The 11,971-nt window shown below is 62.7% G+C and carries 9 protein-coding genes; 6 read left to right on the forward strand and 3 right to left on the reverse strand.

Features of this window, described 5'->3' with window-relative positions; all coding sequences use genetic code 11:
- From ybgF to ftsH, 3 genes are all read left to right on the forward strand, one after another.
- On the forward strand, window positions 1–501 hold a 501-nt coding region (gene ybgF, locus SE91_RS01340), incomplete at its 5' end, for a tol-pal system protein YbgF (RefSeq protein ID WP_063921276.1).
- 82 nt (window positions 502–583) lie between these two features.
- Window positions 584–1,639, forward strand: coding sequence for a tRNA lysidine(34) synthetase TilS (gene tilS / locus SE91_RS01345; protein ID WP_061850857.1), 1,056 nt, complete (start codon window positions 584–586; stop codon window positions 1,637–1,639).
- Between the two features lie 279 nt (window positions 1,640–1,918).
- The gene (gene ftsH, locus SE91_RS01350) at window positions 1,919–3,844 is read left to right on the forward strand and encodes an ATP-dependent zinc metalloprotease FtsH (protein WP_008546307.1); all 1,926 of its coding nucleotides are present in this window, start codon (window positions 1,919–1,921) and stop codon (window positions 3,842–3,844) included.
- Window positions 3,845–4,691: 847 nt separating this feature from the next.
- Here the strand turns inward: ftsH and SE91_RS01360 are convergent.
- Window positions 4,692–5,555, reverse strand: a complete 864-nt coding sequence (locus SE91_RS01360) for an alpha/beta fold hydrolase (protein WP_061846301.1) — start codon at window positions 5,553–5,555, stop codon at window positions 4,692–4,694.
- A 323-nt stretch (window positions 5,556–5,878) separates the two neighbouring features.
- On the opposite strand from SE91_RS01360, the gene SE91_RS01365 reads away from it, so the two are divergent.
- Window positions 5,879–7,606 carry a cache domain-containing protein gene (locus SE91_RS01365; protein WP_061846302.1) on the forward strand — a complete coding sequence of 576 codons (1,728 nt, stop codon included), beginning with the start codon at window positions 5,879–5,881 and terminating at the stop codon, window positions 7,604–7,606.
- Between the two features lie 128 nt (window positions 7,607–7,734).
- A complete protein-coding gene (locus tag SE91_RS01370; RefSeq protein WP_061850858.1) occupies window positions 7,735–8,730 on the forward strand; it encodes an ABC transporter substrate-binding protein in 996 nt (331 codons plus the stop codon).
- A 56-nt stretch (window positions 8,731–8,786) separates the two neighbouring features.
- Here SE91_RS01370 and SE91_RS01375 read toward each other — a convergent pair whose 3' ends face one another.
- Window positions 8,787–10,277 carry a hypothetical protein gene (locus SE91_RS01375; RefSeq protein WP_061846303.1) on the reverse strand — a complete coding sequence of 497 codons (1,491 nt, stop codon included), beginning with the start codon at window positions 10,275–10,277 and terminating at the stop codon, window positions 8,787–8,789.
- 388 nt (window positions 10,278–10,665) lie between these two features.
- Here SE91_RS01375 and SE91_RS01380 point away from each other — a divergent pair, with 388 nt between their 5' ends.
- Window positions 10,666–10,830, forward strand: coding sequence for a Flp family type IVb pilin (locus SE91_RS01380; protein ID WP_014439808.1), 165 nt, complete (start codon window positions 10,666–10,668; stop codon window positions 10,828–10,830).
- Window positions 10,831–10,937: 107 nt separating this feature from the next.
- Here SE91_RS01380 and SE91_RS01385 read toward each other — a convergent pair whose 3' ends face one another.
- On the reverse strand, window positions 10,938–11,663 hold the full coding sequence (locus SE91_RS01385) for a hypothetical protein (RefSeq protein WP_061846304.1): 726 nt from the start codon (window positions 11,661–11,663) through the stop codon (window positions 10,938–10,940).
- Window positions 11,664–11,971 lie beyond the last annotated feature (308 nt).

Raw genomic sequence — 11,971 nt, forward strand, 5'->3', positions numbered from 1 at the left:
AGCCCCCGCTATCAGCAGCAGGCTGCTCCTCCGGCCGCGCGGCCCGGCTATCCGCCGGCCCAATCCGGCTATCCCGCACCGTCCGGCGGCGCCGGCCTGACGACGCTGCCGCCCTCGGCGACGCCGCGCGACGAGTTCGATCTCGGCATCGGCTACATGCAGCGCAAGGACTATGCGCTGGCCGAGCAGACCATGAAGAATTTCGCGCAGAAATACCCGAGCGATCCCCTGCTCGGCGATGCGCAATACTGGCTCGGCGAGAGCTACTTCCAGCGCCAGCAATATCGCGACTCCGCGGAAGCCTTCCTCGCCGTCACCACCAAATACGAGAAATCGGCCAAGGCGCCGGACGCGCTGTTGCGGCTCGGCCAGTCGCTTGCCGCCCTGAAGGAGAAGGAGGCCGCCTGCGCCGCCTTCGGTGAGGTCGGCCGCAAATATCCGCGCGCCTCCGCCGGCGTCAAAGCCGCGGTCGACCGCGAGCAGAAGCGGGTGAAGTGCTGACACCAGGCGTCCGGGTCCTGACAATGCGGATGGTGCTGCGCTAAACATTGCGGACCATCCGCCGATGATGCCGGGCCGCGTCATGTCAGACGACGACAATTCACCAATCTCCGCGCGTGAGGCGAGGCGGCTCTTCGCCGACCTGAAGGCTGCGCCGGCGCTCGTGCTCGCGGTCTCCGGCGGGCCCGACTCGGTCGCGCTGATGTGGCTCGCGGCACGCTGGCGGCGCGCTCTTGCGCGCGGCCCTGAGCTCACGGTCGTCACCGTCGATCACGGCCTGCGCCCGGAAGCGGCCCGCGAGGCGCGCGAGGTCAAGCGCCTGGCAACCGAACTTGGACTGCCGCACCGGACCCTGCGCTGGCGTGGTGTAAAGCCGAAAACGGGGCTTCCTGCCGCAGCCCGCGAGGCCCGCTACCGCCTGCTCGCCCAGGCCGCGCTGGCCGTGGGCGCCAGCCACGTGCTGACCGCCCACACCCGGGACGACCAGGCTGAGACCTTGTTGATGCGCATGCTCAGGGGCAGCGGGCTCGCCGGGCTGTCGGCGATGGCCGACGTCAGCCAGCGTGACGGCATCGTGCTGGTGCGGCCGCTGCTCGATGTTCCCAAGGCGCAACTGATTGCGACCCTGAAGCGGGCGAAGGTCGGCTTTGCGGACGACCCCACCAACCGCGACACCGCCTTCACCCGGCCGCGCTTGCGCGCGCTGCTGCCGCTGCTCGCGGCCGAGGGCGGCGATGCCCGCACGCTGGTGCGGCTCGCGGCAAGGCTGGGTCGCGCCAATGCAGCGGTCGAGGTGCTGGCCGATGGCGCCGAGCGCTTCTTGCGCTTGCGGGATCGCGACGTTGCGCCGCAGGTGGGCATTCGAAGCTTCGAGGCCTCGGCTTTTGCTGTTCTGCCGGAGGAGGTTCGCTTGCGCCTGCTGCTTCGGGCCATCGACGCGCTCGGGCACGAGGGGCCCGCGGAACTCGGCAAGGTCGAAAACCTGATGTCTGCGCTCGACCGGGCGATGGCCGGTCCCGGAGCGGCCGCAAATGGCCGGCCGGTCCTGAAGCAAACCCTCGCGGGAGCCTTGATCAGCCTGGCCGGCGGGCGTATCCAGATCGCGCCAGCGCCGGCCCGCCGGCGCAAAGGTCCATGATGCGCGGCATGAGGTCGGATCATGACACCGGCCAATTCGCCTTCGCGCCGTCAGGCCACCTTAACCAGGCAGGAAAAACCCCGGTTTCGGCGCCATTATTTCAGCGGGAATCGCGGTAAGATGGGCTAAATAGTCCCATCTCGTTCCCTTGGCAGCGACCGGGGCGGCACCTAAATTGTATCCGTCTAACGATGAGGATTCCTTGGGATTTCCTCGCACTGAGCTAATCAACTTGCCCAAGGATCAGGCCGCGATCCGCGCGACCACGAAGGAAGATCGATGAACGCCAATCTGCGCAATTTCGCCCTCTGGGTCATCATTGTCTTGCTGCTATTGGCGTTGTTCACGCTCTTCCAGAATCCGGGTCAGCGCGCCTCCTCGCAGGACATCGCCTTCTCCCAGCTCCTGAGCGAAGTTGACCGCGGCAACGTGCGCGACGTCGTGATCCAGGGGCCGGATATCCACGGCACCTTCACCAACGGCTCCAGCTTCCAGACCTATGCGCCGAACGACCCGACGCTGGTGAAGCGCCTCTATGACAGCAAGGTCCAGATCACCGCGAAGCCGCCCGGCGACAACGTGCCGTGGTTCGTCTCGCTGCTGGTCTCCTGGCTGCCCTTCATTGCGCTGATCGGCGTCTGGATCTTCCTGTCGCGGCAGATGCAGGGCGGCGCCGGCAAGGCGATGGGTTTTGGCAAGTCGCGGGCGAAGATGCTGACCGAGGCCCACGGCCGCGTCACCTTCGAGGACGTCGCCGGCGTGGACGAAGCCAAGCAGGACCTGCAGGAGATCGTCGAATTCCTCCGCGACCCCGGCAAATTCCAGCGCCTCGGCGGCCGCATTCCGCGCGGCGTGCTGCTGGTCGGCCCTCCCGGCACCGGTAAGACCCTGATCGCGCGTGCGGTCGCGGGCGAAGCCAACGTGCCGTTCTTCACCATTTCCGGCTCCGACTTCGTCGAGATGTTCGTCGGCGTCGGCGCCAGCCGCGTCCGTGACATGTTCGAGCAGGCCAAGAAGAACGCGCCCTGCATCATCTTCATCGACGAAATCGATGCGGTCGGTCGTCACCGTGGCGCCGGTCTCGGCGGCGGCAATGACGAGCGCGAGCAGACGCTGAATCAGCTGCTGGTCGAGATGGACGGCTTCGAGGCCAACGAGGGCGTGATCCTGATCGCCGCCACCAACCGCCCCGACGTGCTCGATCCCGCGCTGCTGCGTCCGGGCCGCTTCGACCGCCAGGTCGTGGTGCCCAACCCCGACGTCGTCGGCCGCGAGCAGATCCTCAAGGTTCATGTCCGCAAGGTGCCGCTGGCGCCGGATATCAACCTCAAGACCATCGCGCGCGGCACCCCGGGCTTCTCCGGCGCCGACCTGATGAATCTCGTCAACGAGGCTGCCCTGACCGCCGCCCGCCGCAACAAGCGGATGGTGACCCAGGCCGAGTTCGAGGAAGCCAAGGACAAGGTGATGATGGGCGCCGAGCGCAAGTCGCTTGTCATGACCGAGGAAGAGAAGCTGCTCACGGCCTATCACGAGGGCGGCCACGCCATCGTCGGCCTCAACGTGCCCGCGACCGATCCGATCCACAAGGCGACCATCATCCCGCGCGGCCGTGCGCTCGGCATGGTCATGCAGCTGCCGGAGCGCGACAAGCTGTCGATGTCGCTGGAGCAGATGACCTCGCGCCTCGCCATCATGATGGGCGGCCGCGTCGCCGAAGAGCTGATCTTCGGCCGCGAGAAGGTGACCTCGGGTGCCGCCTCCGACATCGAGCAGGCCACGCGCCTTGCCCGCATGATGGTGACGCGCTGGGGCCTGTCGGAAGAGCTCGGCACTGTCTCCTATGGCGAGAACCAGGACGAAGTCTTCCTGGGCATGTCGGTATCGCGCACGCAGAACGCGTCCGAAGCCACCGTCCAGAAGATCGACTCCGAGATCAAGCGTCTGGTCGAGGAAGGCTACAAGGAGGCGACCCGCATCCTCACCGAGAAGCACGCCGACCTCGAGGCGCTGGCCAAGGGCCTGCTCGAGTTCGAAACGCTGACCGGCGACGAGATCGTGGACTTGCTCAAGGGCAAGAAGCCGAACCGCGAGTCCGTGCTCGAGCCGACCACCCCGCGCGCCTCCGCCGTGCCCCCTGCCGGCAAGTCGCCGCGCCCGCGGCCCGATGCGGATCCCGGCCTCGAGCCGCAGCCCCAGGCGTAAGCTCAAGGCGACCCGATCGAATTGAAAAACGCGGCGGCAACGCCGCGTTTTTTATTGGGCCATGGCGCATTTGCGAGGGGGCATGTTCAGTGACTCGCTTATTGCGAACTACCATGTTCGTTCACCGACCACGATTGGACCTACGCGATCACCTTGTTCGCGAGGACCAACATTCGCGTGTTCAGTCGTGCCAGGCGATTTGGCGTCCTCAAGGTTCAGTCACGGAGCACTTCGACTTTGGCCGCCATATCCGGCGCGCGCGTGATCCTATACGTCGCATTGCTGCATCTAAGAACCCAGGCATCACGATCTGGCCGGGAGCGTTTCTTGTCCAGTTTTGCTCCGAGGGTCTTCTCGCAGATGAAGCCTTGCGAGCGAATCTGGGCAGAGAGCATCTCCTGAGGCGTTTCAGATCTAACCTGTTGCTGCGCCCTAGCTTCCAGGCTGCAGAGAACGGCCAATATGGTCAAGCATGGTAGCGATATCCGCTGCTTACGCATTTCCTGCTCCCCTGACAAAGTCTTCTTGAACTGAACTCTACAGTAAAACGCCTGATCGTGTGCATCGGGTTGGAAGCAGCAGCTCGGTCAAATCCCTCCCAAAGTCCGCCAGCCATCGCGGATCGGTCAGTTCGCATGGACGTCAGCCGAGAGGTTGACCTAGCGGAGTGCAATGCCGGCACGACGAACTGGTGTCTTGGAGCCAATAGCGAGGCACCAGCTTCGTAGGGTGAGCAAAGGCGCGTAGCGTCGTGCCCACCATTTTTCGTCATTGCACAGACACGGTGGGCTTTCCGTTCGCTCTTGGATATGCGGCGGACAAGGCTTTGCCTCGAGCGACGATGCCGTCACTTTGCGGCAGCCTCTGGCATCTTGCGCCTGAGGAAACGCAGCACATCATCATTGAACTGTTCCGGATCCTGCAGGAACGAGAAGTGACTGACCTCGGGCTGAATCAGCAGGCCAGCGCCCGGAATGTTCGCTGCCATGAACTCGGTATTCTCGCGCTTGATCGCCTCGTCGTGATCGCCATCCACGATCCAGGTCGGGACCTTGATCGCTGCGAGGTCGGACGCCGACCATTTCGGCTGGCTCTCCCACATCTTAGTGATGTCGGCGACGAAATTCTTGTATTCGGTCGGGGTCGGCGAGAGCCGTTTGTATTCCTCGCCGGCCCTGGCGATGTAGGCATTGAAGACGTCGCTCGTCGCGATGTCCGCAACGCCTGACGGATCCGAATTGGCCGCGAAGGCGAACAGCTTGCTCACTCGCTCGGGATGCTTCATCGCGATGTCGAGGCCGATAATCGCGCCGTCGCTCCAGCCCACGATCGCAGCCTTGCTGATCTTGAGATGATCGAGCAGCCCGATCACGTCCGAGGCCATCAGATCGTAGCTGTAGGGCTCATGGTTGCGGCTGCTGCGCCCATGGCCGCGGCTCTCCATGACGATGACCTGATAGTGCCGCTGCAGCGCGCGGACCTGATGGCCCCAATAACTGGCATTGGCGAGGCCGCCATGCAGCAACAGCACCGGCTGCCCGCGGCCGAACCTTGCGTACCAGATATTGACCCCGTTGATCGGCGCGAGGCCGCTCTGGGTCGCCTTGGGCAAGACTGGTGTCGGCGGCAGGCTCAGCCATCGCGGCGCCGCATGCGTCGTGCCGATCGAGACCATGACCAGAAGTGCGATGACCAGATTGCAGAGCCGCATGAGACGCCTTCCTGTTCGACCATCGGATACTACAGCATGGCGCGGCGGGTGCCTTACCTCGCAACATGGTCCACCACCGAGATGTGAAGCCGCGTGATCCTTTGCCGGACAGAGGCGGTCCATGTCACCGCGCAACATCCGGGTTCAAGCGGACGCGCGCTGGGTCTGCGGCGTCATCGCCACTATGGAGATCGCGAGCAGCCGACGCGGTGACAAACGTTGCACCGTGGCGCGTCCGGATATTGAATGAACTGCGCTGGAGGGCGGAGCGGCATGTTATTCTAAGCCATAGTACCTATTGTGATTGTCCAGGAGACTGGATCATGATTCCTCAAGATCGGTTTCGCAGCCTCTTTCGTAAATACTTGCTCGCGCTTTTCGTGGCTGTCGCAACCCCGCTGGCTTTTGCCGGCGTTATCGAAGGGTGGTTAGGCTATCGCGATCAGCGCGCGAGGCTTGACCAGTGGCTTGGTCTCCAGTCGGCATCAGCGGCCGCGGAAATACACGATTTCATCCACGGGATCACAACTCAACTGGGCTGGCTGGTGCAGCTTCCGTGGACCGAGGAGCCCGACGAACGCCGGCGAACCGACGCGTTGCGCCTGCTTCGACAGGCGCCTGCCATCGCTAGTCTCACGCTCATCGACGGCAATGGTCGGGAGCGTCTTTACATCTCGCGGATTGGCCTCAATCGAATTGAGAGCCGCGCGGACCGGTCAGCCGACCCCGCTTTGATCGGTGCGCGCGCAACCCAGATCTGGTTCAGCGACGTCAGCTACAACAGAGGCTCCGAACCGTACCTCACCGTTGCGATTGTCGGCAACCGGCCGGCTGTCGGCGCCGTCGTGGCCGAAGTCAACCTCAAGCTGATTTGGGATGTGATCTCGGCGATCAAGTTTGGAAAGACCGGTTACGCCTTCATCCTGGACCGATCGGGCCGCCTTATCGCCCATCCCGACATCAGCCTCGTTCTGCGTGGGGCGGAAGAAGCAACCTCCGAACGTTTCCGGGCCGTTCGGGACGCGATAGGACCGGGACGGGGGTTCGCAACGAGCCGGGATGCACAAGGGCACTATGTCGCTGCCAGCGCGGCACCAGTAAAGGGCCTCGATTGGACAGTCGTGGTCGAGCAGCCGCTATCCGAAGCTTACGCGCCGATCTATGCCGCACTGTGGCGGACCGCAATGCTTCTCGCAATAAGCAGCCTACTCGCGGGGATTCTGGCCTATGCATTGGCGGACCGCATGACGGAGCCAATCAAATTGCTCGAGAAGGGCACGGAGAAGATTGGTGCCGGGTCCTTTGACCACCGCATCTCAATCCACACCGGGGACGAGTTTCAGCGCCTTGCAGACAGCTTCAACAGAATGGCTTCCGAGTTGGAGCTGGCTCAGCAGCACCAGGAGCGCATAGCCAGGCTCAGGCGGTTCCTTGCCCCTCAGGTCGCCGATCTCGTCGATAGAGCCGGCGACGACAGTGTGCTGGACGGCCGCCGTACGGAAGTCGTCGTCGTCTTCTGCGATCTCCGCGGTTTCACCGCGTTTTCAGCAGGAGCGACGCCTGAAGAGGTCATGAGCGTCCTGTCGGAATACTATGAGAGCCTTGGCGGGGTCATCGCAAAATTCGAGGCAACGCTGGTCAACTTCTCCGGAGATGGGCTGATGGTTCTGGTGAACGCTCCCGTCGCGATCGAAGAGCCTGCTCTGAGAGCCATCGATCTTGCGGTCGACATGCAGAAGAACGTGCAAGCCCTCATCGCCGGCTGGCGATCCCGTGGCTACCACGTTGGTTTCGGAATTGGTCTTGCCAGCGGGCCCGCGACGGTCGGCCGGATCGGCTACAAGGATCGGCTCGATTACACCGCCATTGGCAGCGTCGTGAATCTCGCGGCCCGACTGTGCGCATCTGCCGCAGACAAGGAAATCCTGATCGACGCCAAGGTCGCCGCCGACGTCAAGGGCAAGCGGCCCGTTGAGGAGCTTGGCGGGCACAAAATCAAGGGATTCGACGAAGCTATTCCGGTCTTCGGGATATCCTTCCACTCTCTCTGACAGAGACTGACCACCGGGTCGTCAACGTCATCCAGTTGGGGACTGCTCGGGTGTTCGGGGCTATGCTCTGCCAATCGGCTGACGGCAGCGGGTTCGTAGCCATGAGGTGCACCAACTCTCGAGCGGCAATGCTGCGACGTCGCGTCAAGCGGCGTGATGTCCTGCTCTTGATGGCAGGCGTGGCGATGTCAACGACGAGATCGCATGCGCAGAAGCCCTCCATGCCGGTCATTGGCTATCTCTGTCCGGAGTCGCCCGAGCTATTTGCCAGCCGACTTCAGGCTTTCCACCAGGGACTGGGAGAAGCCGGCTTCGTCGAGGGCCGCAATGTAAAGATCGAATTTCAATGGGCGGACGGACAATATTCCCGGTTGCCGGCCTTGGCGGCCGAGCTGGTCGCCCGCAATGTGGATGTGCTCGTGGCTCCCGGCGGCGCACCCGTGGCGCTGGCCGCGAAAGCTGCGAGCACGACCAAGCCGATCGTTTTCGAGATGGGAGGCGACCCCGTCCAGCTACACGTGGTCGATAGCTTGTCGCGGCCGGGCGGAAACATTACGGGGGTTTCGAGCCTGAGTGTCGACGTTTCGCCAAAGCGGCTTGAATTCATGCGCGACCTGGTGCCCACGGCGACGAAACTGATGGTCGTCGTCAACCCGACAAGCCCGACCGCACAGTCACAATTGCAGAAGCTTCACGCAGCTGCAGCCACGCTGGGTGTTCGATTGGAAGTTTCGGGTGCAAGCAAGGAAGATGAATTCGAATCTGTGTTCGCTGCCGCGACGAGGGACGGGGCAGGTGGACTTGTGTTCACCTCCGACCCCTATTTTGCCTTTCGCAGCTCGCGGTTGGCTGCTCTCGCGATGAAGTATCGCGTGCCCGCGATCACGCAGACCCGGGACTTCCCCATTGCGGGAGGCTTGATGAGCTATGGCGGAGATTTCATGCAGTCGCACCGGCGCGCGGGGATCTATGCCGGCCGGATCCTGTCGGGCGAGAAGCCTTCTGATCTTCCGGTCCAGCTCGTGACCAAGGTGGAGCTCGTGATCAACTTGAAGGCAGCCAAACTGCTAGGTCACGCGTTCTCCTCCGGATTCGTTGCCGGCGCAGATGAGGTGCTCGAGTAAACCACGCGTCCGAGCGGAGGGCGTGCCGTCCGAGGGGATGCGCCTGAAGCCGCGCCTCACTTCGACGACGTCCTCGCCGCTCCCTGCGCGTAGTCCCGCACATGGATCACCGCGATGTCGTCCGCATAGATCCGCTTCCAGCCCTTGAGCTGGTCGAGGATCTGCGGACCCGGCGCATCGGCGACCAGGAGCGTCGCGTCGATCTTGTATTCGTCGAGCAGGCGCGGCAGCAGCTCGGGCTTCTTGCCCTCGGTCGCCTTGAAGAAGTCCATGACGAATTTCTCGCCATAGAGCTCGGCGCGGCCGTCGACGAAGACGGGGATGTCGCGCGAGATCAGATAGCCGCCGAATTGATAGGCGTTGAAGATGCGTTGTACCTTGAGCTTCTCGAGCAGGTCGACCGCCGCGACCGGCGTCTGCGTCATCGTGAAGGTGAAGCGGTGGTGGTTCATGTAGAGCGAGGTCGAGGTCCAGCTCGCGACCACGATCATCACCGCGCCGAGCGCGGTGAGATAGCGGGCCGGCCGGCGGTCGGAGCCGGTGGCGTCGGCCGGCGGGCGGCCGAACATCTCGCCGAGCGGTTTGGCCAGCACCAGCGGCACCAGGAAGGCGAAGGCATCGATGCTGCGGACATGGGTCAGCGCGCTCCAGGTCAGGAACAGGATCAGGAAGATCCGGGGCGCCGAGAGCACGAGGCCGCGATAGTAACCGAGCGCGATCAGGCCGAGCAGCGCGCCTTCGAACGCAGTGAAGGTGGCGAAGTTCGCCGGCATCCATTCGAAGATCACCGACAGCAGCTCACCGAGGCCGAGGATGCCGGTCGCGCCCATCAGCGTCTTCCAGCCGTAAGGCGTGCAGCAGCTCGCGACCAGCGCGCCGATGCCGAACAGCACCCAGCGCAGGAACAGCTGAAGCCGTTTGCCTTTCTCGGCATGCTCGACCGCCTCGAGCGAGATCGGGCCGATCAGCGCGAGGCCCAGCACGAAGCCACCGTGCAGATTCGCCCACAGCGCCATCAGCGGCAGCCAGGTCCAGGACGGCGCGCTCCTGCGGTCGGCGGCCGCCATCAGGAGACCGACCCACGCCACCATCACGGGCAGCGCCAGGATGTGCGGACGCGCCAGCACGTGATGCAGCGCGAGCAGCAGCGCCAGCATCGCGAACAGCACCGCGCGCGGCGCCTCGATCTGCGCGTCGAGCAGATGGACGAGGATCGCGACCGACAGCGCCATCCCGACGGCGGTGAGGATCACGGGCCCGGCCCAGCCCCATTGCGCGTAGGAGAACGCGAACATCACCTGCGACAGCCACGACGTCGAGATCCATGGCGCGCCCGTCCGCGTGAAGGAATAGAGATCGTTGGTGGGCATGGCGCCGTGATCGAGGATCCATTGCCCGATCTTGATCTGCCAGAACGAGTCGGAGTCCTGAAGCAGGGTGTCGCCGACGAAGAGGAAGAAGAGATAGGCGCCGGCACCGACGCATAGCGGCACCAGGGTGCGGGCGCGGCTTTGCACCGCAATGCTGTTGGCAAAGGAAAGGGACATGCCGCCTCGTCGTCCTGTTGTTCTTGTCGGCCGGGCATGATCCGAAAAGAGCGCGTTGCGCTCTTGGGGAAGATCATGCTCGAACGCTAACCAGACGCGCGATGAGCCCTGTCGTGCGTCGGTCCGAGCGGGCGGCATTGGAGCATGCGCGGTCATAACTTCGGGTAAACCGGCAGCTTTGGGCGGTCCTCAGGTTTCGACAATTTAACCGATTGTTTTCAATTTCGGTTTACCGTCGGCGAATACGTGCAAACCGCTCCCTGTTTACGCAGCCGAATTAACTGCGACGAAATTCTTTGCCTCTAGGTTCGTTTCATGGTCGGGCGGCGCTGGGAAGCCGAGAAGACCAGACCATTTTTGCAGCCCCGTTTACTCCTTGGAGCAGTCTATGAAGAACCTCGTTTCGCGTTTCGTGAAGGACGAATCCGGCGCCACCGCCATCGAATACGGCCTGATCGCCGCCGGCATCGCGCTCGCGATCATCACCGTCGTCAACAATCTCGGCACCTCGCTGAACACCAAGTTCGGCTCGATCTCGTCCAGCCTGAAGTAAGATCGGACGACCCAGAGAATTTTCGAGAGCCCCGTCCCTGACGGGGCTCTTTTCTATTGGCTGAGTGCCTTGGCTGGCGGTCTCTCTCCAAGGGCGAGAGGCGGCTCTTACCGCTGTGGGCCTCTATAAACTTCTATCATTGTTCGAGGCGGTACTTCCTCACACTGTATGACGGTGCGAGGTCGCGCTGCATCGCCCGTGATGCCTTCAATCGTGATGGTCTTGCTCATTCGGCTCCATACGATGCGGCGGGGAACGTCGAAATTCATCAATAACATGACCTCATCCTGGCTCGCATCAGTAACCTCACCGCGAAACCCTCTAGCTTCCTGGCCACGCTCGAAGAGTGCTTGTTTTGAAGCGACATCCATCGTGAAGTACATGTATCCGGCGTCTTCACAGCGGACGGAGATTGGGTGCTGAATGGGATCGCGAACCCGGAAGCTTAAAATGCTTCGCGGAGGCGTGATGGTGCACTGATGGGTTAATGTTGGCCGGAAAGTGGGGTCATCAAATCCTGGCCAAGTCATCGTCTTCTTAATGCGATCAAAGATGAGGTCGATCTTGCCCGGATAGACGCGCAGCATGAATTCGATCTTTCCATCGGTTGCGGAAATGATCTCTCCCGAATGCGCATTGATGCCGAAATTTGTGTCGATGTTTATAGGCGGCGTTTCAAAGACGATCGTTTTTGCATCGACGTCGAACGTCGCGAAGTAAGGGCGGCCGGGAACGCCACCTTCACAACGCACCGAGGATAGTTCGGCGGCTGCCGCGTAATCTGGCGTCAGTGTTAGAAAGGCAATGAGAGCGAGGCCCCCAAACCGACCCATGTCGCGCGCTCCTTTCTCGATGAGGCTTCCGCCGTGGCTTGGCAGCGCCCGAAGGCTGTTCGAACTTTTTGGCCTAACTCAGCGGTAAAGGTCGGCCCCATCAGCACACTGCGCACCGGCGCGCGTCAACGTCCGGCTGGGATCTACGTAAATAAACCCATAAGAGCAAATTTCCGTAACGCATCCTGAAGATGTGCTCTCGCAAGCAGAGGGCAACGATCCAGCTTCAATGTGAATTGGCAGTACGCTCGAAGAAAATGCTCGTTCAGACTTGCTGGCGGTTCGCTGAAGATGGACGGACGATAGAG

The organism is Bradyrhizobium sp. DOA1, assembly GCF_001593325.1.
Lineage (GTDB): Bacteria > Pseudomonadota > Alphaproteobacteria > Rhizobiales > Xanthobacteraceae > Bradyrhizobium.